Annotated in this window: 25 protein-coding genes; 14 read left to right on the top strand and 11 right to left on the bottom strand. The window is 64.3% G+C overall.

Annotated features, from left to right (window positions below):
- The first annotated feature begins 58 nt into the window (after positions 1-58).
- The 3 genes from AB0362_RS08930 (at position 59) to AB0362_RS08920 (ending at position 2738) form a co-directional block, all read left to right on the top strand.
- Positions 59-676 carry a TetR/AcrR family transcriptional regulator C-terminal domain-containing protein gene (locus tag AB0362_RS08930; protein WP_317533385.1) on the top strand — a complete coding sequence of 206 codons (618 nt, stop codon included), beginning with the start codon at positions 59-61 and terminating at the stop codon, positions 674-676.
- Positions 677-740: 64 nt separating this feature from the next.
- Complete coding sequence (locus tag AB0362_RS08925) at positions 741-1952, top strand: MFS transporter (protein ID WP_317533386.1); 1212 nt, start codon at positions 741-743, stop codon at positions 1950-1952.
- A gap of 18 nt (positions 1953-1970) precedes the next feature.
- Complete coding sequence (locus AB0362_RS08920; protein ID WP_317533387.1) at positions 1971-2738, top strand: MerR family transcriptional regulator; 768 nt, start codon at positions 1971-1973, stop codon at positions 2736-2738.
- Positions 2739-2755: 17 nt separating this feature from the next.
- Here AB0362_RS08920 and AB0362_RS08915 read toward each other — a convergent pair whose 3' ends face one another.
- Genes AB0362_RS08915 through AB0362_RS08900 form a run of 4 tightly spaced genes read right to left on the bottom strand, consistent with a single transcriptional unit; the run spans position 2756 to position 8522 of the window.
- On the bottom strand, positions 2756-4273 hold the full coding sequence (locus AB0362_RS08915) for an APC family permease (RefSeq protein WP_068046212.1): 1518 nt from the start codon (positions 4271-4273) through the stop codon (positions 2756-2758).
- Entirely contained in the window at positions 4266-5120 is an 855-nt protein-coding gene (locus AB0362_RS08910; RefSeq protein ID WP_317533388.1) for a universal stress protein, read from the bottom strand. The genes AB0362_RS08915 and AB0362_RS08910 overlap by 8 nt, the downstream gene beginning before the upstream one ends.
- Positions 5121-5148: 28 nt before the next feature.
- Positions 5149-7086 carry a primary-amine oxidase gene (locus AB0362_RS08905; protein WP_317533389.1) on the bottom strand — a complete coding sequence of 646 codons (1938 nt, stop codon included), beginning with the start codon at positions 7084-7086 and terminating at the stop codon, positions 5149-5151.
- Entirely contained in the window at positions 7083-8522 is a 1440-nt protein-coding gene (locus AB0362_RS08900) for a gamma-aminobutyraldehyde dehydrogenase (RefSeq protein ID WP_317533390.1), read from the bottom strand. The genes AB0362_RS08905 and AB0362_RS08900 overlap by 4 nt, the downstream gene beginning before the upstream one ends.
- A 160-nt stretch (positions 8523-8682) precedes the next feature.
- Between AB0362_RS08900 and AB0362_RS08895 the strand changes: the two genes are divergently transcribed.
- Complete coding sequence (locus AB0362_RS08895; RefSeq protein WP_317810300.1) at positions 8683-9678, top strand: MBL fold metallo-hydrolase; 996 nt, start codon at positions 8683-8685, stop codon at positions 9676-9678.
- A gap of 6 nt (positions 9679-9684) precedes the next feature.
- Here the strand turns inward: AB0362_RS08895 and AB0362_RS08890 are convergent, their stop codons facing one another.
- Together AB0362_RS08890 and ramB are read right to left on the bottom strand one after the other, a co-directional pair.
- On the bottom strand, positions 9685-10473 hold the full coding sequence (locus AB0362_RS08890; protein ID WP_317810298.1) for an LLM class flavin-dependent oxidoreductase: 789 nt from the start codon (positions 10471-10473) through the stop codon (positions 9685-9687).
- Positions 10474-10491: 18 nt separating this feature from the next.
- Positions 10492-11904 carry an acetate metabolism transcriptional regulator RamB gene (gene ramB, locus AB0362_RS08885; protein ID WP_068046182.1) on the bottom strand — a complete coding sequence of 471 codons (1413 nt, stop codon included), beginning with the start codon at positions 11902-11904 and terminating at the stop codon, positions 10492-10494.
- 147 nt (positions 11905-12051) lie between these two features.
- Here ramB and AB0362_RS08880 point away from each other — a divergent pair, with 147 nt between their 5' ends.
- Complete coding sequence (locus tag AB0362_RS08880; protein ID WP_068046179.1) at positions 12052-12456, top strand: hypothetical protein; 405 nt, start codon at positions 12052-12054, stop codon at positions 12454-12456.
- A 173-nt stretch (positions 12457-12629) separates the two neighbouring features.
- Here the strand turns inward: AB0362_RS08880 and AB0362_RS08875 are convergent, their stop codons facing one another.
- Complete coding sequence (locus tag AB0362_RS08875) at positions 12630-13586, bottom strand: DUF559 domain-containing protein (RefSeq protein ID WP_317810297.1); 957 nt, start codon at positions 13584-13586, stop codon at positions 12630-12632.
- Positions 13587-14117: 531 nt separating this feature from the next.
- Here AB0362_RS08875 and aceA point away from each other — a divergent pair.
- The 4 genes from aceA to AB0362_RS08855 all read left to right on the top strand — a co-directional run bounded on the left by aceA (position 14118) and on the right by AB0362_RS08855 (position 17945).
- The gene (aceA, locus tag AB0362_RS08870) at positions 14118-15407 is read left to right on the top strand and encodes an isocitrate lyase (protein WP_317533394.1); all 1290 of its coding nucleotides are present in this window, start codon (positions 14118-14120) and stop codon (positions 15405-15407) included.
- 159 nt (positions 15408-15566) lie between these two features.
- Positions 15567-16442 (top strand): 3-hydroxybutyryl-CoA dehydrogenase, encoded by an 876-nt coding sequence (locus AB0362_RS08865; RefSeq protein ID WP_149406627.1) that lies wholly within the window; start codon positions 15567-15569, stop codon positions 16440-16442.
- Positions 16443-16532: 90 nt separating this feature from the next.
- Positions 16533-16808 (top strand): hypothetical protein, encoded by a 276-nt coding sequence (locus tag AB0362_RS08860; RefSeq protein WP_068046176.1) that lies wholly within the window; start codon positions 16533-16535, stop codon positions 16806-16808.
- A 96-nt stretch (positions 16809-16904) separates the two neighbouring features.
- Complete coding sequence (locus AB0362_RS08855; RefSeq protein ID WP_068046175.1) at positions 16905-17945, top strand: NAD(P)-dependent alcohol dehydrogenase; 1041 nt, start codon at positions 16905-16907, stop codon at positions 17943-17945.
- Between the two features lie 79 nt (positions 17946-18024).
- Here the strand turns inward: AB0362_RS08855 and AB0362_RS08850 are convergent, their stop codons facing one another.
- The gene (locus AB0362_RS08850; RefSeq protein ID WP_317533395.1) at positions 18025-18882 is read right to left on the bottom strand and encodes a PPK2 family polyphosphate kinase; all 858 of its coding nucleotides are present in this window, start codon (positions 18880-18882) and stop codon (positions 18025-18027) included.
- Between the two features lie 33 nt (positions 18883-18915).
- On the opposite strand from AB0362_RS08850, the gene AB0362_RS08845 reads away from it, so the two are divergent.
- Positions 18916-19377, top strand: a complete 462-nt coding sequence (locus AB0362_RS08845) for a PPOX class F420-dependent oxidoreductase (RefSeq protein WP_068046196.1) — start codon at positions 18916-18918, stop codon at positions 19375-19377.
- A 68-nt stretch (positions 19378-19445) separates the two neighbouring features.
- Here AB0362_RS08845 and AB0362_RS08840 read toward each other — a convergent pair whose 3' ends face one another.
- Both AB0362_RS08840 and AB0362_RS08835 read right to left on the bottom strand, forming a co-directional pair.
- Positions 19446-20441 (bottom strand): iron-siderophore ABC transporter substrate-binding protein, encoded by a 996-nt coding sequence (locus AB0362_RS08840; protein ID WP_317533396.1) that lies wholly within the window; start codon positions 20439-20441, stop codon positions 19446-19448.
- 16 nt (positions 20442-20457) lie between these two features.
- Positions 20458-21003, bottom strand: a complete 546-nt coding sequence (locus tag AB0362_RS08835) for a type 1 glutamine amidotransferase domain-containing protein (protein ID WP_317533397.1) — start codon at positions 21001-21003, stop codon at positions 20458-20460.
- Positions 21004-21065: 62 nt separating this feature from the next.
- Between AB0362_RS08835 and AB0362_RS08830 the strand changes: the two genes are divergently transcribed.
- A complete protein-coding gene (locus AB0362_RS08830) occupies positions 21066-21242 on the top strand; it encodes a hypothetical protein (RefSeq protein ID WP_156516042.1) in 177 nt (58 codons plus the stop codon).
- Here AB0362_RS08830 and AB0362_RS08825 read toward each other — a convergent pair.
- On the bottom strand, positions 21239-21952 hold the full coding sequence (locus AB0362_RS08825; RefSeq protein WP_231893698.1) for a TetR/AcrR family transcriptional regulator: 714 nt from the start codon (positions 21950-21952) through the stop codon (positions 21239-21241). The genes AB0362_RS08830 and AB0362_RS08825 overlap by 4 nt on opposite strands.
- 100 nt (positions 21953-22052) lie before the next feature.
- Here AB0362_RS08825 and AB0362_RS08820 point away from each other — a divergent pair, with 100 nt between their 5' ends.
- The 3 genes from AB0362_RS08820 (at position 22053) to AB0362_RS08810 (ending at position 24649) form a co-directional block, all read left to right on the top strand.
- Complete coding sequence (locus tag AB0362_RS08820) at positions 22053-23327, top strand: DUF445 family protein (protein WP_188078706.1); 1275 nt, start codon at positions 22053-22055, stop codon at positions 23325-23327.
- 73 nt (positions 23328-23400) lie between these two features.
- Positions 23401-23868, top strand: a complete 468-nt coding sequence (locus AB0362_RS08815) for a helix-turn-helix transcriptional regulator (RefSeq protein WP_052047273.1) — start codon at positions 23401-23403, stop codon at positions 23866-23868.
- Positions 23861-24649: a heparin-binding hemagglutinin gene (locus tag AB0362_RS08810; protein ID WP_149406630.1), complete on the top strand. Its 789-nt coding sequence runs from the start codon at positions 23861-23863 to the stop codon at positions 24647-24649. Before AB0362_RS08815 ends, AB0362_RS08810 begins: the two co-directional genes overlap by 8 nt.
- Positions 24650-24705 lie beyond the last annotated feature (56 nt).

Genomic DNA, 24705 nt, shown 5'->3' with positions numbered 1-24705 from the left:
TGATTCGTTAAGTATCGTGGATGTCTGCCTCGAACGCAACAGATACGGGAGAAATGCTGTGGGACGACCGTCGGCACCCCTTCTCGACCTCGATCGCATCACTACGGCGGCCCTGACTCTCGTCGAAGAATCGGGTGGATTCACCATGCCTCAGCTGGCCAAGAAGCTGAAGGTCAGTCCGTCCTCGCTCTACAACCACGTGTCCGGACGTGACGAGATCATCGAGTTGCTGCGGGGCCGGGCGATGTCCGAGGTGGCGATGCCGGAGGTCGGTATGCCGTGGCGTGAGGCGCTCGCCTGGATCGCACGCGGCTACCGAAACAGCTACGGACGCTACCCGCGGCTGATTCCACTGCTGACGGCTCAGGCCGTGAACAGTAGCGCTGCGTTCGGGATGTACAACACGCTGGCGCGGGTGCTGACAGACGCCGGCTTCGTGCCCGCCGACGTGCTCCGCATCATCACCGTGCTCGACAGTTACGTGTTGGGTTCGGCGTTGGATCTGGCAGCTCCCGAGGCACCGTGGCTCAGCAGTCGCGACGTGGAACCGGAACTGAGAGCTGCCCTGGACACCGCGGGAGATCTGCGCGAGCGATCCGAGGATGCCTTCGAGTACGGACTCCGAGCGCTGCTGGCCGGATTCGATCCCACGCCTGCGGACATGCTCGACGGTTAGGTCATCGGCAACAACTGCAGGCGCACCTTGACCTTGACGCAACGTCAATGCCGATCATCGAAGCATGAGTCGAATCCGTCTTGCTGTCCCTCTGTACATCGGTGGCGCTTCGTTGTCGCTTTTCGGCAACTCGGCGATCACGATCGTCCTGCCCTGGTTGGTGCTGGCCACGACCGGAAGTCTGTCGTCGGCAGGTCTGATCGCTGCGGCAGCGGGCATTGCGGCGGTACCGGCAACATTCGCCGGTGGTCGTCTGATCGATCGATTCGGGGCACGCAACGTGGCCGTAGTCTCCGATCTCGGTAGTGCGACTGCGGTTCTCGGCTTGATCGTGGTGAGTGCGACGGTGGGGTTGTCGGTGCCGTGGTTCGTGGTGCTGGGTGTTGCAGGCGCGGTCTTCGATGTTCCGGGGATGACGGCTCGTCAAGCGATGCTCGCCGACGTCGCGTCGATCTCGGGAACGTCGGTCACCGCGGTGGCCGGGTTCTTTCAGACCGGGTTCTCGCTGGCGTTCCTGGCCGGACCGGCTCTGGCGGGCCTGCTGTTGAGCGTGCTGAATCCGATCGACGTCGTTGCCGTCACGGCCGCATCGTCGGCGGCCGCAGCGGTGCTGACCGCGTTGGTACCGGTCATGGGGCAGGCATTCCCGACTGCCGCCACGGGCTCCGGGAGTGCCCTCGACCTGATCCGTGCCACGCCCGCACTGCGGGCGATGCTGATCTTCGCGTTCCTCGCGAGCCTGGTCACCCCGCCGATGATCAGCCTGCTGCTGCCCGGCCACTTCAACGAGATCGGCGAACCCGGGCAGCTGGGCCTGGCGATGTCGGCGTTCGCGATCGGTGCGCTGGCGGGGTCGGCACTGTTCGCTGTGTTGGCCGCCCGATCGCGACGGGCCACCTTCGTGACGGGAATGGGGGCGATGACGGCCGGCATCTGGCTGTTCGCACAATTGCAAGGGTTCTGGATCGGCGCAGCGGGGATGCTGGTCATGGGTCTCGGATCCGGGCTGTTCGGTCCGATCTGGAACGTCTACGTCGCCGAGCGTGTCCCCGCAGACGTTCGGGGGCGCGTCCTCGGCTGGCTGAACATGGGCGGGCTCGTGGCGGGTCCGATGGGGTTGGGGCTGATGTCGGTGGTGCTCGTCGGCGGAGATCTCGGTCTCGGGGCTGTCGTCATGGGCGTCGGATGGACCGCTGTCGCCGCCTATGCGGTCCTGAGTCCGGGTGCACGTGAGCTGACCGAACCGCTGCCGCAGTCTGCCCGGGTGGACGATTGATCGGCCAGAATGGTTGCCATGCTGCGCATCGGTGAGCTGGCTTCCTACGTGGGAGTGACAACCCGAACCGTGCGGTTCTATCACCAGCAGGGTCTGTTGGACGAGCCGCAGCGCACTACATCGGGCTACCGCCTCTACGACGGGGAGGCCGTCCTGAGGCTGTCACGCGTCGTTGCTCTTGCCTCCGCCGGCGTGCCACTGGCGCGCGTTCACGAGCTACTCGACGCCTCGCAGCAATCGCTCGACCTCGCCTTGGCCGAGATCGACGCCGACCTGAGCAACAGGATCGAACGTCTGGAAAAGGATCGCGACAGACTCCGGCTGTTGCGTGCGGGCGACGCGCTTGTCCTTCCAGATGTGATCGTCGGCCTGATCGAGCACCTGCGCGAAGCGGGTATCGACCCCGACGTTGTCGATCACTATCGCGATGCCTGGGTGCTGACGTATGCCGTCTACCGGCCCAGACTTGATCCCTGGCTGAAATCGGTAGGCGGCGTCATGCTCCGGGACCCGGGCTATCTGGAACTCATGGTGCGCTCTTTCCGAGCAGCCGAGCTCGAACCCGAGGACCCACAGATCCAGCAGCTCGCGGACGACACGGTCGAGTGGATGGTGAACGCCTGGGACAGTGACGCCCTCGAGTGGTCGTTCGAGCGCGGTCTCGACGACCCGGCGGCCAACTCGCTGCTCGAGGCGCAGTGGGCCGATCGGCCCGCCTGGGTGCGCGTCACCGAACTGATCGTGCAAGGGCTGCAGGAGCGCGGCATCGAACACCCTCGACCCTGACGAGGGCCGAGGGGCGGTCAGTCTTCGACGATCAGCGACGGAGTATCACGGCGGAGAATGTTGCCCTTGAAGAATTCCGGCTTGCGCAGTGCAACCACTGCCATGACGACCATGCCGAGAACGATGATGCCGACGCCGATGAGGAACACCATACCGATGCCGAACAGTGATGAGCCACTGCCGAATTCGGGGTCCCAAGCATCGACCGAGGTCTGTACGAACACCACTGCCATGCCGACGCCACCGAGCAGCGGAGCCAAGAACTTGAAGAACACGTTGCGTGTGCTGGTGAACAGCTCTTCGCGGAAGTACCAGACACAGGCGAATGCAGTGATGCCGTAGTAGAAGCAGATCATCAGTCCGAGCGCGGCGATGGTGTCGGTGAGAACGTTGTCGCTCACCACCCGCATCACGGCGTAGAAGCCTGCGGACGCTCCTCCTGCCACCAGCGTCGCGAAGCCCGGGGTGCTGAATCTCGGTGTGATGGAAGCGAACCGCTTCGGTAGGGCCTGGTAGTGCCCCATCGCCAGCAACGTGCGGGCCGGCGAGATGAACGTGGCCTGCAGCGAGCTGGCGGAGCTGCTCAACACGGCCAGGGACAGCAGGATCGCGAACGGACCCATCACCGGCCCGGCGAGGGCGGCGAACACGTTGTCGGTGGTGTCGGGATTCTGCAGTCCGTTTCCGGTGTCACCGGTGCCGGCGAAGAGCAAGGTGGCCACTGCGGTGAGCAAGTACAGCACGATGATGAAGAACACTGTGACCAGCGCAGCGCGTCCGGGAATCTTTGCGCTGCCGGAGGTTTCCTCGTTGACGGTCAGACAGACGTCCCAACCCCAGTACATGAAGATCGACAGCGACAGGCCGGCCGTGAACGCCGAGAAGCTCGGAATGCCGAACGGATCGAACCAGTCCAGGCTGAACGAGATGTCCTCGGCCCCGTCGCCTGCACCGACCTTGACGAACGCGGCCACGATGAACCACGCCATGACCAGCAGTTGGAAGCCGAGCATCGTGTATTGGACACGCTTGGTCTCCTGCATGCCGCGATAGCAGAGCCACGCTGCCAGCGCCATGAACACCAGGCAGGTGACGATGTTGACGAGCTTGTTGCCGGTCAGGTCGGCCAGTGAGTCGTTGCTGGTGACCTGGGCGAGAAAGAGGTAGAAGAAGTCGACGGCCACTCCCGCCAGGTTCGAGAGCACGATGATGGTGGCCGCGATCAGGCCCCATCCGCCCATCCAGCCGACGTACGGGCCGAAGGCCTTCGACGCCCACGTGAACGACGTGCCGCTGTCGGGCTCGGCCGCGTTGAGTTCTCGATAGCCCAACGCCACCAACAACATCGGGATGAAGCCGACGATGAAGATCGCGGGCAGGTGCACCCCCACCTCGGTGACCGTCGGCCCGAGCGAGGCGGTGAGCGCGTACGCGGGTGCGATGGTCGAGATGCCCAGGACCACACTCGCGAGCAACCCGAGCTGGCCGGCCGACAGGCCCTTGGACTCGACGTCCACTACCTTGTGCTCATTCATCGCCGGCCTCTCTCGGAACAACGATCATCGGAACGGGAACGACCCGAAGCATCTTGGCGGCAACAGATCCCAAGAACAGGCGGTGAGGTTGGGCCAGTCGCGACGACCCCACCATCAACACGTCGCCGTCGTGCCAGTCGAGCGAGGAGGCGGCCTTCTCGATGCCGGAGCCCTCCGCCACTCGCAGCTGCACGTCCGATCCCGCGGGCATTTCCGCTTGCACGGTGCGCAGCACTTCCTCGGCCTTGGCGAGACCACTCTGTCCCCGTGCCGATTGGTCTTCGGCGGACACGAGGGAGAGCAGGCGCAGCGGCAACTCTGCGGTGACGGACAGGTCGGTGGCTGCCTCGATGAGCTCCGCTGCCCCTGGACGATTTCCGATGGCGCAGGTGATCTCGCGAATGCGTTGCGGCGGAGAATGTCGATACCCCCGCGGAGCCAGCGCGAGCGGCACATGAGCCACGTGCAGCAGATCGCTGGTGACGGTACCGATCGAATGGCGTCCGAGCAGACCGTCACCGGCCGCACCGACCACGATCATGTACGCGTCGAACTCACGGACGGCGTCGAGCAGGCCCTGAGCGAAGGACTCGTCGAACAACAGGTGCGCGCGTGCCTGCACGTCCTCGGGTACGAGGGTGAGTGCCTCGTCGAGCCAGCCGGTGGCCCGATCGATCAGGATGTCGTCGTATCCGGCCTCGACCGGCGCTTTGGACGGCACCGGACGCTCCTGCGGCAGCACCAGACAGATGTCCAGCGACGCCTGCAGCGAACGCGCAAGCGTTGCCCCCAGGGCGATTCCGTCAGCGCCACTCGGTGTTGCCTGGTACCCCACGATCAGACGCATGGGCGGACCTTCCCTGAGGTTGGGCGAGCTAATGGCAGGTGCTACCGGGATCGGTGTGGCACGACTTCGGTTCCGACGGTGCGACGTCGAGCGAGGGGTTGCGATCGAAGAACCCGAACGGCTTGAGCCAGAACGAGACCGTGTCCGCGGGCATCACCGGCCAGTCCTCCGGCCGAGTGATGTGGTGGATGCCGAAGGTGTACCAGACGACGACATCGGTGTTCTCGATGCTGCGATCCTTCTCGGTCCACTCCGGAAGCCCGTGGTCGACGCCGCTCTGATTGACGAACTCGCCGCTGGGCCAACGCTCGTCGGGTGAGTTCGGGGTGACCCAGACGGTGTGGCCGATCACCTGGGCGCGCTGGAAGATCGGCGACGCGGGATCGAACATCGACGGAATCGCCGCTCCCGGAACCAACTTGTAGGCGGGCCGGGTGCCGAGGCCGTTGGTGACGTTGTCGTTGACGACCTTCCACGCCTTCTGGGTGTTCCAGTCGTAATCCTGCTTGCCCTCGGACTCGGTGGTCAGGGGAGTGTTGACCTGAGTCAGTGCGAGACCGTAAGGATTGTCCGGACCCATCGGAACTCGTTGCGTCTCACTGGCATACACGGTGTTCTCGGTGCCGTCGATGTCCAGATCGAGTCGGGCGACCAGGAAGTGCTGGTGGTAGGGCGCGTAGGTCCGGTTGTCGACCAGAGTTCCCGACGGATGCGTGCCGCCCTCGGCAAAGTGCGTGACGACCATGATGCCCGTAGCACGAACCTCGCACTCGATGTTGCCGTCCTGATAGAACCGCCAGTAGACGAGGTACTCGTAATTCGCCACGGTGGCATGGAAGCTGACCGTGAGGCGACGCATCCGCCGCACCTCGGCTCCGGCGTCGTGATCGACGTGCTTCCACAGCACGGCGTTGTCTTCCTCGTGGATGCAGATCGCGTTGGTGATCGTGTACGGCTCACCCTTGCTGTTGTGCAGCACCGCGTCGAGGTAGCGGATCTCGCCGAGGCAGTCGCACCCGAGCTCGAGGGAGGTGGTCATGAAACCGAGACCCCACTCGCCGATGTCGAACGCGGTGCGTCGATAGTGATCCTCGGTGTGATCGCGATAGGGAACCACCATCTCCGCGAACGACATTCGATTGGCGACGGACCGCACGTTCCCGTTGTCGTTGTAGCTGACGGCGTGCAGCGTCATGCCCTCGCGGTAGTTGAAGCCGACTCGCAGCGACCAGTTCTGCCACGTCAACTTGTTGCCGTCGAGCTCGAACGATGGCCCGTCGGACTGAGTGATCTCGAGGCGCTTCAAGGGCGGGCGTGTACTCGCGTTCCTGATTCGCTCCGGAATATGGCGAGGGACGTACTCGCCCATGATCTCCGGCCGCTCGACGCGATACGTGTCCTCGATCTCGAGCAGTTCCATCGTGTTCACGTCGATCACGCAGTGGAATCCGCCCACCGGTCCGGCGTAGGGATTGGCACCCTCGGCAGCTTTGACCCACGTGTCGGACCAGCCGAGGCGTCGACCCTTGTACTTCTCGGGCGTCACCGCCTCGCCGTAGGTCCAGGTGTCCATGAACACCAGATCCAGATCGGTGATACCGCGATCGGCAAGGGCGGCAATCACATCGGGGTGGGCACGGAGGGCCGCATCGGCCTCCTCCCACTCGTCGACGGTGAAGTTGGGCTGCACATCCGGGATGTGCGTCCACGATTCGGTGGTGCGATCGTCCAGCGACACGACGGCCTTGAAGGTCGTGTTCTCGGTGCGGTTCAACACCACCGAGACAGCTCGACGCGCAGGCACTGTTCCGTCTGCGTCGAACGCGGCGATCTCGGACTTCGCGGGTTCGATCATCTCGATCGAGGCGTAGCGCCAACCGTCGCCGACGCCGTGATCGCGGCCGAGAACCTCGGCTACGGCGGCGAATTCGTCGCTGGACAGGGGATCGAGGGGATGAAAGGTCATCGAAGAGTCTCCGTCGAGCTCATGACGTGCTTGATGCGGGTGTAGTCCTCGACGCCGTACGCCGAGAGGTCCTTGCCGTAGCCGGAGTACTTGAATCCTCCGTGCGGCATCTCCGCCACCAGTGGAATGTGACAGTTGACCCAGACGGCACCGAAGTCCAGCGCTGCCGAGATGCGCAGTGTGCGTCCGTGATCGGAGGTCCAGACGCTCGACGCGAGACCGAAGTCGACGTCGTTGGCGAGCGCGATGGCCTCCGCCTCGTCGCTGAATTTCTGCACCGTGAGCACCGGGCCGAAGGTCTCCTCCTGCACGATGGGATCGGACTGCTGCACGCCGGTGATGATGGTGGGCTCGAAGAAGAAGCCCTTGACGCCGATGCGCTTGCCGCCGGTGACGACGGTGGCATGAGCGCCGATGCCGTCGACCTTTGCGCTCACCTGACCGAAGTGGTTGACGTTGTTCAGTGGGCCGAGGAAGGTATCGGGGTCGTCGGGCAGGCCGACCTTCAGCGTCTTCGCCTTGGCGACAAGGGCATCGACGAGGGCGTCGTGTACCGACTCGTGCACCAGGACACGGGTGACGGCGGTGCAATCCTGGCCGGCGTTGAAGAACGCAGCCTCGGCAATTCCGTCCGCGGCCTTGCTGATGTCGACATCGTCGAACACGATTGCCGGTGCCTTGCCGCCCAATTCGAGGTGGGCCCGCTTGAGCTGCTTGGCGGCGGCCACGGCCACCGCGATGCCGGCGCGGACAGATCCGGTGATCGAGACCAGTCCAGGAGTCTTGTGTTCGACGATCGCCGCTCCGGTGCCGCCGTTGCCGAGAACGACGTTGAACACTCCGTCCGGAACGATGCCCTTGGACAGCTTCGCCAACACCAACGTGCTCTCGGGAGTGGTGTCACTTGGCTTGAGCACGATGGTGTTTCCGGCGGCCAGCGCGGGACCGATCTTCCAGATCGCCATCATGAACGGGTAGTTCCACGGCGTCACCTGGCCGACGACACCGATCGGTTCGCGTCGAACATAGGAGGTGAAGCCGTCCATGTACTCGCCCGCCGACTTGCCCTCGAGCATCCGGGCCGCGCCGGCGAAGAATCGAATCTGATCGGCACCGACGGTGACTTCCTCGGCGGCGATGGTGGCTTTGGGTTGGCCGGTGTTGCGGCTCTGCGCCTCGACGATCTCGTCGCTGTGCGCCTCGATGGCGTCGGCCAGCTTCAACAGCACCTTCTGCCGTTCGCCCGGCGTCGTCTTGCCCCAGGTCTCGAACGCGCTGGCAGCGGCCGACATCGCGGCCTCCACATCGGCGGCGTCGGACACGGGGGAGTGGGCGACAACCGACTCGTCCACCGGATTCACCACATCGAGCATCTCGGTGCCCGAGGGCGTCACGAACGCCCCGTCGATGTAGTTCTGCAGGACAGGCACCGTCATCACTGAAACCCCTAGCGTCGACTGTTTCGGTTCTGCAAAGCCTGCACCTACGGACGAGACTTCGCCACCCGACAAGATGTCCAATGCGTCCCTTCGAATCAGGACGAGATGTCGGGCTGTCTCGCACCCGAGCGAGCTGCTCACCGGCTAGCCTGTGGCGGTGGCAGACACAGAGGTGGGGTACCGACAGATCGCCGACGACACCTGGGCATTCATGCGGCCGCCCGGAAGTTGGGGCCAGACGAACACCGGTCTGATCGTGGGGCCGGGTTCTGCGTCGATGCTGATCGACACGGTGTGGGACGTGAACTGGGCAGAACGCGTCGTTGCCGACACCGCCGAGCTGGTGGCCGACGCGCCGATCACCGAAGTGCTCAACACCCACTCCGACGGTGATCACTGGTGGGGAAACGACACCGTCCCCTCCACGGCTCGCATCACCACCAGCGCCGCTTCACTGCACGCCATGAAGGAGGAAACACCTCCGAAAGGTGTGCACGCGTTCGCCTCCCTCGGTGCGAAGATCGGCTGGGTGCCGGGACCGGTCGGTGCAATGGGCTCCTACATGAACCGGGTCCGCGGTGACGCCACCTTCCCCGGAGCTCTGCCGCGGCTGCCGGACCACACCTTCGAGACCACCGAGACCATCGATGTGGCAGGACGATCCGTACACCTGCGATACCTGGGCCCGGCGCACACCGAAGGCGACCTCATCGCACACGTACCCGACGTCGGAGTGGTGTTCGCCGGCGACCTGTTGTTCATCGACGCCACCCCGGTGCTCTGGCACGGTCCGCTGCAGAACTGGATCGACGCCCTCGACCACCTCCTCGAGCTCGATGCCGCCGTCTACGTCCCGGGCCACGGACCCTTGTGCGGCACCGCCGAGATTCGCGCCCTCCGCAACTACTGGACCTGGGTGTCCGAGGCCGGGCGCAGCTGCTTCGACGCCGGACTCGCGCCTACCGAAGCCGCCCAGAACCTGCTGAAGTCAGGCGAATTCGGACAGTATGCGCACTGGGACTCACCCGAACGACTCATCCTGAGCATGAGCACCCTCTACCGCCTGTGGCGAGGTGAGCCGCCTGCGCCACCCACGCTGACGCGTCGAGCACGTGCGTTCGCGGACGCGGGGAGGTACTTGCGAGAGCACTAGGTGTGCTCACCGCGAGTGCGGCTCCGGCGCACCGAACTGCTGTGTCAACGATGCCGCGTGGGCGAACAGTGTGGTCGGATCCGGTTCGGCCGCAGAGGGTTCCAGTACGAGGGTGGTAGCACCGGCGTCGATCCAGCGTTGCAGGTTGCTCGCCGCGGCATCGGAATCGGAGCCCGCGGCCACGTAGACGACCACATCGTGGGCGGGCCCACCACCGATGTGCCCGATGGCCGTTCGCACCTGATCCGGTGACGTCTCGCTCGTGAGGATGGTTCCCACAGCGGTGCGGCCGCTCAGTGCGAGAGTCTTCGGCCCCGTCGCACCGACGAACAGCGGCGGCGGTTGCAGCGGCGGCCAATTCAGTTGCACGTTGTCGAGTGAGACGTACCGACCCTGCACGGTGACGCTCTCGCCCGCCAACAGTGCGGTGAGCGCGGTCATCTGCTCGCTCAGCAACGTCAGCGGCGACTGCACGCGCGCCCCGATCTGACCCATCCACGACTGCACACCGTGGCCGAGCCCGACGCGCAGCCGTCCCGGATGGAGTCGGGCGACGGTAGCGATCTCCATGGCGGTGGCTGCCACGTTCCGCATCGGAGTAGGTAGCACCCCGATGCCGACGTGCACGCGTTCGGTGTTCGCGAGAACCAGTGCAGCGGTGGACAGTCCGCCGGAGTAGAAGCAGTCTTCCCACAACCACACTTCGTCGACGCCTGCACGGTCGGCTGCACGTGCCGCCTCGACGAGGTCCTCCGGCGCAAGTTCGGGTCTGAGTACGACGCCGATTCGTGTCATTGCAGTCTTCCTTCCTTCTCAGCGAACGAGGTAGGGGGACACTGAACTTCGGTGCTCGTCGATGTCGAGGTCCTTACCCAATGGCGGGAATGCGCGTTGCGGGCAGTTCGAGCGCTCGCACACCCGGCAGCCCGCTCCGATCGGCGTCGCCGCTGCCGAACCCTGCACGTCCAGACCGTCCGCGTACACCAGCCGTCCGGCATGGCGAAGTTCGCAACCGAGGCCGATGGCGAAGGTCTTGCCGGGCTGACCGTATCGCGCGGCGCGTCGCTCCACAGTGCGCGCGATCCACAGGTAGCTGCGGCCGTCGGGCATCTCGGCGATCTGCGTCATGATCTTGCCCGGATACGCGAACGTCTCGTACACATTCCACAGCGGGCACGTGCCGCCGCTGGACGAGAAGTGAAAACCAGTGGCGGACTGACGCTTCGACATGTTTCCGGCGCGGTCGACGCGCACGAACGAGAACGGCACACCCCGCAACTCGGGTCTCTGCAAGGTGGAGAGTCGATGGCAGATGGTCTCGTAGCTGACCGAGAAGAAGGCCGAAAGTCGCTCGATGTCGTACCGGAAATCCTCGGCCACGTCATGGAACTGGTGGTAGGGCAACACGGTCGCGGCCGCGAAGTAGTTCGCGAAGCCGAGCACCGCCAACTTCTTGGACGACTCACTGGTGAAATTGCCTTCGTCGGCCATCTTCTGCAGCAGGTCCCCGCATTCGAGATAGGCGAGTTCGGCGGCGTACTTGAACACCTTCTGCCCGCCGGAGAGATGCGGTGAAATCTCCAGTACTCGCGTCTGGGGATCGAATCGGTGCAGCACGTTCTCGCCGAGGTCGATCCGATTGACGATCTGCACGTCGTGGACCGTCCGCAGCCGCTTGGCGATCTCGCCACCGATGTCGGCGCGATGGAACCGGATCCTCGAGGTCAGAGCCTCTGCCGCAGTGTCCAGTTCGTGCAGATAGTTCTGCCGCTGATAGAAGTAGTCGCGCACTTCCTCGTGCGGCTTGCTGATGGAACCGCTGCCACTGCCGTCGGAGAAACGCTCCTCGGTAGCGGCCAACAGCTGAGCCGTCGTATTGCGGTATCGGCGGTGCATGTTGACCATCGCCCGCGCCAGCTGCGGGTGCGAGCTGACCATCTGCGCGATCTCGTGCGCGTCGGCGTCGATCCCCATGTCCTGATCGAGCGCCACCTCGCGGAGTTCGGCAACCAGTCTGGTGTCGTCCTCGGAGGAGAAGAACGACGTGTCGACACCGAACACCTCGGAGATCCGCAGCAGCACCGGCACCGTCAGTGGACGCACGTCGTGCTCGATCTGGTTGAGATAGCTGGCCGAGATTCCCAGCTTCTGCGCCAGCGACACCTGACTCATGCTGCGTTCGCTGCGGAGCTGCCGAAGCCGCACGCCGACGAAGGTTTTGGACATATCGCCAGGCTACGCCTGCGAAGAATTGCCTTAACAGCATTGGCAATCGGCTGCTGAGTCACAATTCGGCGTTCATCGGGAACATTAGCCGAAGTAAAGGCGTATACCGGTATACGAGCTATTCACCACGCACCACGAGGAGCGGTCATGTCCAACCGTCAACGCACATCGGAAATTTTCAGGGACGTCGTCGTATTCGTCACCGGAGCCGTACTCGTCGCATCCACCGTCTGGCTTCCCGTCCAGGGCGACCAGGAAGTCACCGGAGCCATCCTGGTGCTCGGCATTCTCGCTGCATCGACCGCGCTGTGGGCCATCGGATCGTCGTCGAGGCAAAGCCACTGGACCCATGTCGGCCTCGGCCTGCTGCTCGCGGTCTCGCCCGCACTGATGGTGTTCCCGTCCGGATTGCTGGCTGCGGACCTGTTCGCCATCATCGGCGGACTCGTGATCGCCGCGATGGGTGCGCTCGGGGTGCTCTCCTCGCGTCGGACACCGACCACGTCGCGAGTGGTTGCGTCCAGTGACGAGCGCAGCGGCGTCCGTATCTGAGCTTTCTCTGCAACCGGTGCTCCACTCCCGAGGGTATGTGCGATGAATGTCGTGCACGGCTCCGGGAGTGGAGCATTCTGTGCAGTCAGTGCCCGGGGCAACAGGCGCTCCACTCGATGCGGCAGATCCGCTGGATCCCGCATCCGAGCACGGGAGTGGAGCACCGTGTGCAGTCATCGCCTAGATTCCCGACGTCGTCGGATCACCGACGCAATCTCGCTGGCGATGACGTCCGGTGCGGCCAGTACGTCGAATGCCGAGTAGCGCAGCACCAGCCAGCGATCGAGCACCAGCGCGTTCTGCCTGCGCCGATCCTTGCTGAATACCCCAGCTGCACTGTGGAATTCGCGTCCGTCCACTTCGATGATCGTTCGGCTGCGACGGTCGACGAGGTCGCAGATGTACGGACCGACTGCCGCATTCATCTCCAGGTACAGCCCGATCCGGTGCAGCGCACGTCCCAGTGCCCGCTCCGGTTCCGAGGCGAATCTGGTCACTGCCAGCCGAACTTGGCGAGCCAACTCTGTGTTGCCGCGTCGACCCGGGAATCGTTCGAGCAGGCGGAGCAGCGACGCGGGGTCGAGTCCGAACTTCAGGCGTTCGTCGATCAGCAACTCGGCCTCGGCACGGGGGAGCACCGCCAGGCAATCGAGAATCGTCTGTGCGGGAGTGGTGCACGGCAGGGTCTCGACCTCGTCGACGAGCCTGGAATCGAGTGTCCGACGGTGCAGCCGAAGCCAGGGCGGTGGCCGCAACCTCGCCGAGCGAGGGACCGTGGCGTCGAGGGTGGTCGGTTCGGTCGTCCAGCCCCGTAGGTATGCGGCCGACCGGTGGCTGAGCACGGCGTCCGGTCGCCACAGCGAAACGGCCCGACATCGATCCATCGTCGACGGTTCCCCGCGCATGTGGACCGTCGGCAGAACACGGGTGAAGCGTCGCGAGACGGTGCTGGGGTGGAGTCCGGAGGCCAGGAGCTGCTGAAAGGTGGCGGGGCCGGGAGTGGAGCCTGCGGAATGACCCTTCGGTCCGGGAGTGGAGCCTGCGGAATGACCTGTGGGTCCGGGAGTGGAGCCTGCGTAATGACCTGTGGGTCCGGGAGTGGAGCCTGCATCGGTGTTGTCGGGTGTCATGGGTGCAGCGTCGGGGATGGTGCAGATGTCCCCCAAAGCTCGACCTGGGGGAATGGAATGCCCTGTGGATAGCTGCGTGTCTGTGGATGAGTGCACGTTGCGCTCCACTCGGGGGCGTCGGACGCGTGATTCCCGCGGCAGAGGCGTCGAGTGGAGCACCCGGTGCATGTCCACATTTTGAGATCGGAGTACTGTGATGTCGGTCACAGAAGCGTCGGTTTCTGACTCGATTCAGACGGCTGCGTCAAACCGTACAAGCGTCCTGTATGAGTTTTTGTTCATTGCGTTCATCAACTGGGGATTCATCGCTACTGGCGAGTAACCATGGCGTCCGATCCGAGAGGTTTGCGTCGACCAAAACTTTGCAACATTAGCAAGGTGCTCGGGAAAGCTAGCCAAGATTGGCACTAACAACTGGTAGACGCATGTTTTCGGTTGTGCCATTGTTTTGGAGTACACCAGAAGGGCCTGGCAACGATGTGAAGATTCGTCTCGAGGCAGGCCGAGAAGCAGAAGAGACTGGAGCTGAAGATGTCGACCACCGGCACCCCGAAGACCATCGCCGAGATCCAGCAGGATTGGGACACCAACCCCCGCTGGAAGGGCGTCACCCGTAACTTCACCGCACAGCAGGTCTCCGACCTCCAGGGCACCGTCGTCGAAGAAGCGACCCTCGCTCGCCGCGGCAGCGAGATCCTGTGGGACCTCGTCAACAACGAGGACTACATCAACTCGCTCGGTGCCCTCACCGGCAACCAGGCCGTGCAGCAGATTCGCGCCGGCCTCCAGGCGATCTACCTCTCCGGCTGGCAGGTCGCAGGCGACGCCAACCTCTCGGGCCACACCTACCCGGACCAGAGCCTCTACCCGGCCAACTCGGTCCCCTCGGTCGTCCGTCGCATCAACAACGCACTCCTGCGCGCCGACGAGATCGCCAAGATCGAAGGCGACACGTCCGTCAAGAACTGGGTCGCCCCGATCGTCGCCGACGCCGAAGCCGGCTTCGGTGGCGCACTGAACGCCTACGAGCTGCAGAAGGCCATGATCGTGGCCGGCGCCGCAGGCGTGCACTGGGAGGACCAGCTCGCATCGGAGAAGAAGTGCGGCCACCTCGGCGGCAAGGTTCTGATCCCCACCCAGCAGCACATCCGTACCCTGACCTCGGCACGCCTCGCGTCCGACGTCGCCGACGTCCCGTCGGTCATCATCGCCCGCACCGACGCCGAGGCAGCCACGCTGATCACCTCCGACGTCGACGAGCGTGACCGTGAATTCCTCGACGGAACCCGCACCGCAGAAGGCTTCTTCGGCGTCAAGAACGGCATCGAGCCCTGCATCGCCCGTGCGAAGGCCTACGCCCCGTACGCAGACCTCATCTGGATGGAGACCGGCGTGCCGGACCTCGAGGTCGCCAAGAGGTTCTCCGAGTCGGTTCGCAGCGAGTTCCCGGACCAGCTGCTCGCCTACAACTGCTCGCCTTCGTTCAACTGGAAGGCGCACCTGGACGACGCGACCATCGCCAAGTTCCAGAAGGAACTCGGAGCCATGGGCTTCAAGTTCCAGTTCATCACCCTCGCAGGCTTCCACTCGCTCAACTACGGCATGTTCGACCTGGCACACGGCTACGCCCGCGAAGGCATGACCGCGTTCGTCGACCTGCAGGAGCGCGAGTTCAAGGCTGCCGAAGAGCGCGGCTTCACCGCCATCAAGCACCAGCGTGAGGTGGGCGCCGGCTACTTCGACCGCATCGCCACCACCGTCGACCCCAACACCTCGACGGCAGCACTGAAGGGCTCCACCGAAGAAGGCCAGTTCCACTGAGCCGCCTCTCCTGATCTTCAGCGCACTAGTCAGGCGGCCCCAGCGTTTCGCTGCGGGCCGCCTGTTCTGTATCACGAAGGTCTTGGGCGTTCCCCCGAAGAGTTACCCTCATCTCGCTTCAATCTGTTGTGCTGCAACATTATTCGCTAGGAGTTTGCCTTGACGGTCGAGAGGGTGGGGATCGTCGGAGCGGGGCAGATGGGGGCAGGAATAGCCGAGGTTTGTGCCCGCGCCCATGTCGACGTGTTGGTCCACGAACAGACCCGCGAACTGACCAGCGCCGGACGCACCCGCATCCTGAGGTCCCTCGATCGCGGAGTGAGCAGCGGCAAGATCACCGAACGCGAGCGGGAGCACGCCGCGGCCAGGCTGCGATTCACCTCCGACCTCGCCGACTTCGGCGATCGCCAACTCGTCGTCGAAGCAGTACTCGAAGACGAGAAGATCAAAGCCGACATCTTCGCCGAGCTCGACTCGGTGGTGACCGACCCCGACGCCGTCATCGCCTCGAACACCTCCTCCATTCCCATCGTCAGCCTGGGAGCCGCGACGACGGCACCCGGCCGCGTCGTCGGTCTGCACTTCTTCAACCCGGTCCCGGTACTGCCACTCGTCGAACTCGTCACTACCGACCTGACCGCACCGGCAGTGGCCGACCGCGCCGAGCGCTTCGCAGGCGACGTTCTCGGTAAACAGGTCGTGCGCTCGGCCGATCGCTCGGGCTTCGTCGTCAACGCGTTGCTCGTGCCGTATCTGCTCTCTGCGATTCGCATGGTCGAATCCGGATTCGCCACCAAGGAAGACGTGGACAAGGCGACGGTGCTCGGTCTGGCGCACCCGATGGGGCCGCTCGCGCTCGCCGATCTCGTGGGGCTCGACACGGTCAAAGCCATTGCCGACGCCATGTATTCGGAGTTCGGAGAACCTCTCTTCCTGGCGCCGCCGCTGCTGCTGCACATGGTCGAATCGGGGCACGTGGGCAAGAAGGCCGGAGCCGGGTTCTACCGCTACGAGAACGGCCGGATCGCAAAGTAGACGCCGCAGCGGGCGGGTTGCCCCGCGTCGGTCGTCGGAGCGCTATTGTCGGTCTGCGAACGCAGTCACTTCGATCACAGGAGCGTGTCAGTGAGCAAGTCCACGAAGTCGAACGGTGTGGTTCCCAAGGCATTCGGGATCGGGTTGGCCGCAACCGGTGCCGCCCACTTCGTGGTGCCGGAGGCGTTCGAGGGAATCACCAAGCTCCCGTTCCCCAAGGACACTCGAACTTGGATCAGTCGCAACGGAGCCACCGAATTGGCCGTCGGCGCGGCGATCGCATACCCCGGGACGCGTAAGATCGGACTTGTCGGTCTGGTGGCGTACGTTGGGTGGCTCGGCATCAATATCGCCAAGAACAGCTGACGTTACTGTTGCGAACGACTCGTTTAGAGCAGGAATAGCCTGGTCGAGGCGGTAGCTGCCTTGCGCTCGCACTGATGCGTAGGTAGCAATATAGATATGACTTCAGCTACCGCTTACCAGGCCACCGCTCCGGACGCCCCGCTCGAGAAGGCGACGATCGAGCGACGCGCCGTCGGACCGAACGACATCCTCATCGACGTCAAGTTCGCCGGCATCTGCCACTCCGACATCCACACCGCCCGTAACGAGTGGGGCGGCACCACGTACCCCGTCGTCCCCGGGCACGAGATCGCCGGCATCGTGGCCGAGGTCGGCTCCGAGGTGACCACCCGCAAGGTGGGCGACCGCGTCGGCGTCGGCTGCTTCGTCGACTCCTGTGGCGAGTGCGAGGCGTGCAAGGACGGCGACGAGCAGTACTGCACCAAGGGTGTCGTACAGACCTACAACTCGGAGACCTACGAGGGCGAGTTCACCCACGGCGGCTACTCCACCCAGATCGTCGTGACGGAGAAGTTCGTCCTCGGCATCCCGGAAGGCGTCGAGCTCGACGTCGCCGCGCCCCTGCTGTGTGCAGGCATCACGCTGTACTCGCCGCTCAAGCACTGGGGAGCCGGCCCCGACAAGAAGGTCGCCATCATCGGTATGGGCGGCCTCGGACACATCGGCGTCAAGATCGCCCACGCCATGGGTGCCCACGTCACCGTCCTGAGCCAGACCGACGCCAAAGAGGCCGACGGCAAGGCCTACGGTGCCGACGAGTACTACGCAACCAAGGACACCACGGCGCTGAAGGATCTGCAGGGCAAGTTCGACCTGATCCTCAACACCGTCTCGGCGAACCTGCCCATGGGCAAGTACCTCGGACTGCTCGCCCGCAACGGCACCCTCGTCGAGCTCGGCGTTCCCGAGAAGCCGCTCGAGGTGCCCGCCTTCAACCTGCTGGCCAACCGTCGTTCGTTCGCAGGATCCATGGTCGGCGGCATCGCCGAGACCCAGGAAATGCTGGACTTCTGCGCCGAGCACCACATCGGTGCCGAGATCGAGGTCATCCCGGCCGAGAAGATCAACGAGGCCTACGACCGCGTCATCAAGTCCGACGTGCGCTACCGCTTCGTGATCGACGCAGCCACGCTGTAACCCTCTCCTTGGACGAGTGAATGGTCCGTTGACCTGCCCAGACGGGGGTCGATGGACCATTCACGCTTTCGAAGTGGGTTCAGCTCTCGGCCAGTCGCTTCTTCTCGTGCTCGACGTCGAAATCCGCAGCGGGCCAATCGAGATCGAGCTTCTCCAGAGTGTCGATCAGAATCTCCGTGACGGCCAAGCGGCTGTACCACTTGCGGTCGGCAGGGACGACGTACCAGGGCGCATGATCGAAGTCCGTGCGATCGAGAACCCGCTGATACGCCGCCCGGTACTGCGCCAGGAATCCACGCTCGGTGACGTCGCCCGGGTTGTACTTCCAGTGCTTCTCGGGTCGGTCGAGTCGCTCCTGCAGTCGCTTCTTCTGCTCGTCGGCCGAGACGAACAAGGCCACCTTGACCACGACGGTGTCCTCGTCGACCAATTCCTTCTCGAAGGCGTTGATCTCGTCGAAACGCTTCTCCCACACCTGCCGCGGCACCAGATCGTGCACCGCGACGACGAGAACGTCCTCGTAGTGGGACCGATCGAACACCCCGATCCGGCCGGCCCGCGGAAGTGCCTTGCGGATGCGCCACAGGTAGTGGTGCTGCTTCTCTTCCTGAGTCGGCACCCCGAACGAGGCGAGGTCGACGCCCTGCGGATCGACCATCCCGATGACGTGTTTGACCATGCCGCCCTTGCCTGCGGTGTCCATGCCCTGCAGCACCAGCAGAACCGACTTGGTTCCGCCTGCGCGCCCGTGGGCATAGAGCTTCTCCTGCAGCGCTGCCAGCACTGCACCGCGCTGCTCGAGCACGTCGTTGCCGTGCGCTTTCGCGCCGTCGAAACCCGGAGTTGCCGTGAAGTCGATGTCCTCCACACGGGGAGAGGAACTGGCCCGCAGCACATCGACGGGAGAAAGAGTCCACAGTTTCGACTTGTCGGCCATAGGCGAGAAGACTACTTCTCTACCATGGGATTCATGGCCCCCACCATTGCAAAAGCAGAGACCGTGTCGCGTGAGCAACTGCTCGAATTCGTATCTCCGCGGCACCACCACACCCTGATCACCCGCAAGCGCGACGACGGTCTGCAGGTCTCCCCGGTCTCGGCCGGAGTGGACTCGGAAGGCCGCATCGTCATCGCCACCTATCCCGAGCGCGCGAAGGTGCACAACATCCGCCGTAATTCCGCCGTCACGGTGCTGGTGCACAGCGACGACTGGAACGGCGACTACGTCCAGGTCGACGGCACCGCCGAGATCATCGATCTTCCCGACGCCGTCGAGCCGCTGGTTGAGTACTTCCGCAGCATCGCCGGCGAGCACTCGGACTGGGACGAGTACCGCGCGGCGATGGTGAAGCAGGGAAAGTCGTTGATACGCATCGTGATCGACACCTGGGGCCCGATCGCCGCGGGTGGATTCCCACCAGGGAGAGTGTGAACAAGCCCCCGGGAAGGGTGTAACAAGCCCACCAGGGAGGGTGTGACGATCCCCGGCGGGCTTGTGATCTAGCCCTTCAACGGTGCCGCGAACAGTGGCACTGCGTTTTCCAGTGCGTATCGGGTGCCTGCGACCGAGGCGGCTGAGAATGCGTTGGACAGGTCGGTGTTACCGAGGACCACGAGGCGTCCGTCCCGTGCCGACGGCAGGCCCTGGATCGACGGGTTGTCGGTGATCACCTCGGGTCCGGTGCCGATGGGAAACATGACGGTGAGGTCGGCGTCGAGAGCGGAGATGTTCTCCTCGGACAGTTCGATGCTGAACGCTCCGGGCTCGGCGCGGTCCTGGACGGCCGGTGTGTTGGTCAGGCCGAGCGATTCGAGGAAGTCGACGCGGGTGTCGCCGCGGACGTAGGCACCGACCTGTCCGCTGTAGAGCGTGCCGACGGCGACGGTCTTGTCGGCGAATTCGGGGTTGGCCGCGATGGTGTTTTCGAACAGTGCCCTGGTGTCGTCGACGAGTTGCTTGCCCTCGTCGACCTTGCCCAGCGCCTGCGCGACGATCTCGGTCTGCCCGTCCCAGGTGGTGCCGTAGGCGACGTCGGTTCCCGGAGGTGCCGCGACGGTGGGCGCGATGTCGGACAGGTCGTCGTAGACAGCCCTGTCGTTGGTGCTGCGCGTCCACAGAATCAGGTCCGGTTCCAGAGCCGCCACCGATTCCATGTTCACGTCGAAGGTGCCGACGATCGTGGGGTCGGTGTCGTAGGACTCGTCGACCCATGGACCGAGGCCGTTACCGCCGACGCCGAGCCAGTCACTGGCTCCGACGGGTTGTACACCGAGGGCGAGCGCAGTTTCGGCATCGGACCAACCGAGTGCGACCACTCGCTGCGGGTTCGCAGGGACTTCGACGTCGCCGAACATGTCGGTCACGACGACACCGCCGGCCTCGGAAGGGTCGGCGCTGTCGCTGTCGCTGTCGCCGGCGTCGGAGCTGCATGCGGTCAGGGTGAGAGCGAGGGCGAGGACTGCCGCAGGCAGAGCCAAGGAACGAGAAATGCGCATAGGGCACGCTAACCTATCAAGCGCTGAAATGCTCCACGATCTTCGCGCAGAAGGCGGGCAGGTCGTCCGGGTTCCGGCTCGAGATCAGATTGCCGTCGACGACCACTTCCTCGTCGACGACCGTGCCACCGGCGTTGCGAATGTCGGTTCGGATGCTCGGGTAGGACGTCAACGTCCGGCCCTTCAGAACGTCGGCTTCGACGAGTGTCCAGGCACCGTGGCAGATCACGCCGACGGGCTTGCGGGCTTGTACGAACGAGCGGACGAACTCCACGGCGTCCGCGTCGACGCGAAGTTGATCGGGATTGGTGGTTCCGCCGGGCAGGATCAATGCGTCGAAGTCGTCGGCCGAGACGTCGGCGACGACGCTGTCGACGGTGAAGGTGTCTGCGGCATTGACGTCACCCTCCATGGCTTGGATGTTGCCGTGGTCGAGCGAGACCAATGTGACTGAGGCCCCGGCCTTTTCGACTGCTTCGCGGGGCTGCACCAGCTCGACCTGCTCGACGCCGTCGGTGGCGAGAATCGCGATGCGGCGTCCGGTCAATGTTTCGGTAGTCATACCTTCTCGGATGTCCGACCGGGCCTGATCTCAAACTGACGAGCGATGGTACGAATGGAGACATGAGCGACTCACCCATCGAAACCCCGACCGAGGATCGCGTCGAACAGAATCTGCCGATCGCGGACGAGCCCGACGAGCCGAACGCAGATGATCTGCCCATCGAGGCCGACGCCCGCGACGTGCTGGATCAACGAGCAGAAGTGCCCGTGGACGACGACGGGTACGACGAGCGCTAAGGCGTGTTCGGCTCCTCGTCGACCAACGGATGCGGCTGTGACTTGAATTTTGCGGGGGAGCCGTCGGCCATCGCGACCCCGTGGATTCCGCCCCACATCATCATGCAGAGGTAATCGATCAGATCGTCCGCGGACATCGACTTGTTGGAGATCCACCAGTGCGTGGCCAACTGGACCGCGCCGACGATGGCGAAGGCCCACGGCACCGAACCACCGGAATCCATTTCGCGTTGCCGTAGGCGTTCGCCCAGCACCGTGGAGAGCAACTCGGCGATCATCCGCTCGGACTCGGCGACGACATCGCGGTTGTTGCCGGCGTTGTTCGCCATGACGTAGAGGTAGACCTCCGGATCGGTGGCCACCGTCTCGACGTAGGCGGTCACGACGATGCGGGTGAGCTCGTACTCGTCGAGTTCGTGTGCGATCGCCGAGTAGATGCGCGGGGCAAGCGTGGTCTCGACGTACCGAGACATGGTGGCGCTCGTCAGATCGTTCTTGTCGGTGAAGTAGCGGTAGAGCACCGTCTTGGAGATACCGATCTCCGACGCGATCTCGTCCATTCCGATCTCGCGGCCGCGCAACCGGATCGCGGCCAACGTGCCGTCGACGAGCTCTTCGCGGCGGGCGATCTTGTGCTCACGCCAACGACGTTTTCGGCCGTCCGGCTTCTCGACCTTCGGCTTGTCCTCGCTCGGCTCGGACTCGTCCAGCTTTGCCTCCGTCGTATTTCTCGCCACAACCCCACCCTATGCGCCTTGTCCGACACCATTGCAGGCTGCGTCCGGTTGGTCTGCCGAGATTCTGGGCACAATGTCGGTTGTGCAGCTCATGAACTTCGACGACGAGACCAAACGTCGCGACCTCCGCAAGATGAAAACAGTGGCGACGGGCTTTCTCGTCTTCGCATCGATCGTCTACCTCTTCTGCCGGTGGCAGGAGTCGACGGGTGCCGGTGCATGGGTCGGATACGTGCGTGCGGCGTCGGAGGCGGGCATGGTCGGCGCGCTCGCGGACTGGTTCGCGGTGACGGCGTTGTTCAAGCATCCGCTCGGTATTCCGATCCCGCACACGGCTCTGATCAAGAAGAAGAAAGATCAGCTCGGTGCCAGCCTGAGCTCGTTCGTCGGCAGCAACTTCCTCGCGCCCGAGGTGGTGTCCGAGAAGGTCGCGTCGGCGCAGGTTCCGTTGCGGCTGGGTACCTGGCTCGCTCAGCCCGACAACGCCGAACGCGTCGCGGCCGAGGCGGCGACCGTGTTGCACGGCGTCGTCGACGTGCTCAACGACGAGGACATCACCGCCGTCATCGACAGCACCATCGTGCGGCGTCTCGCCGATCCTCAGTGGGGCCCGCCCATCGGCCGGATCCTCGACGAGTTGCTCCGCGAGAACCGTCAGCTGCCGTTGATCGACATGCTCGCCGAGCGCGCCCACCAATGGGCTCTCGGCAGCCAGGAGATGATCGATCGCGTCGTGGCGCGAGATTCCCCGAACTGGTCGCCGAAGTTCGTCGACACTCTGCTGGGGGAGAAGGTCTACAAGGAACTCGTCGAGTTCACCTGGAAGATCAGGTCCAACCCCGAGCACGACGTGCGTCTGGCCGCCAACAAATTCTTGGTCGACTACGCCAACGATCTGCAGCACGACCCGACGACCATCGAGAAGGCGGAGAAGCTCAAGGCGCAGATCATGGGGCGCGAGGAGATCACCGGGCTCGCGGCAGCGACGTGGAAGGTGGCCAAGCGGCTGATCACCGAGTCGGTCGACGATCCGACGAGCACGCTGCGCACCAAGATCAAGGAGAACACCGTCAACCTCGGCGTGCGGCTCCGCGACGACGAGGAACTGCGCGGAAAAGTGGACGGTTGGCTGCTCGGTGGGGCGAGCTACATCGCCGCGAACTACGCCGACGAGATCACCACGATCATCGGTGACACCGTCGCTCGGTGGGACGCCGAGGAAGCGAGCAAGAAGATCGAACTGCAGGTCGGACGCGATCTTCAGTTCATTCGAATCAACGGAACCGTCGTCGGTTCCATCGCCGGACTGGCCATCTACACGATCTCGGATCTGATCTTCGGGCACTAGTGCTAGCAGAGTGCTTGCAATAGTTAGCACCCTTCGGTACCGTCCAGTAGGACACCGAAAACAGGAGGCCGAGATGGCCGATGACGAGGGGGATCTGGTCGCCAAGGCGACCGAGGCGACGCAGGTCGTCGCCGAGGCGGGGGATCTTGTCGCCGCAGTCGTGACGACTGCAGCTCAGGACATCGGAAGCTACATCCGGTCGCAACGGGAAGCCGCGCAGGTATCGATGCGGCAACTCGCCAGCCGAGCCGGAGTGAGCAACCCCTACCTGAGCCAGATCGAACGCGGACTGCGCAACCCGTCCGCAGAAGTGCTAGCGCAGATAGCCAAGGGTCTGCGCGTCTCCTCGGAGGTGCTGTACGTCCGGGCCGGGATCTTGGAAGCGCGTCCCCACGGTCCGGTGCGCGAAGCTCTGCTCGGCGATGAGCACATCACCGAACGGCAGAAGCAAGTGCTGATCGAGATCTACGACTCGTTCTGTCGTGAGAACGAGTCGACGCAGGAGCCCGAACCCGACGAACAGGAGACACCCGATGTCTGATTCCAAGAACTTCGAGAACGTCAAGACCCCCATCTTCGCCGCCGTCGGCGCAGGCGACGCCGTCGTCCAGGCAGTAGCGGACGTCGTCGCTCAGGTGCGTTCGCGCGCCGAGAGCCGCACCAGCGAGGTCAACGCCCGCATCGCCGACCTCTCCGAGGACGTCACCGAAGGCGTCGAGAGCCTGCGCGAGCGGCTCGCGAACCTGCCCGCAGAGCTTCCCGACGAGATCGCCGAACTGCGCGAGCGCTTCACCCCCGAAGAGCTCCGCAAGGTTGCCGAGGCATACCTCAAGGTCGCCTCCGACCTCTACACCTCGCTCGCCGAGCGCGGCGAAGAGACCGTCGAGCGCATCCGCCGCACCCCGGCCGTCGAAGAGGGCCTCGAGCGCGCCAACACCGCAGCCAACGACGTCGTCGACCTCACCGAGCAGGCCCTCGGAACCGTCGCCTCGCAGACCCGCGCAGTCGGCGAGCGCGCCGCTGCTCTGGCCGGCATTGCGTCGGACAAGGTTCGTGAAGGTGCCGAGGAGATCTCCGAGGCCGCCGACGAGCTCGCCGAGAACATCGACGAAGCAGGCGACGAGGCCAAGGACAAGGCCGTCGAGGCTTCCGACAAGGTGAGCGGCGTGGCAGGCAAGGTCGAGGCCAAGACCCGCAGCAGCGCGAACTCGCCGATCAAGAAGACCCCGGCTCCGGCCAAGAAGACGGCTCCGGCACCGGCTGCCAAGAAGACCGCCCCGGCTCCGGCCAAGAAGGCTCCGGCGAAGAAGACCACTCGCTAAAGCATTCGTAAAGAAAACGACCCCTGCGCCGCGCGGCGCAGGGGTCGTTTCTCGTA

The organism is Rhodococcus sp. NPDC079359 (assembly GCF_040702585.1).
Lineage (GTDB): Bacteria > Actinomycetota > Actinomycetes > Mycobacteriales > Mycobacteriaceae > Rhodococcoides.
The sequence above is the reverse complement of the archived record's forward strand: the minus strand, read 5'-3'. Positions and strand labels throughout refer to the sequence as shown.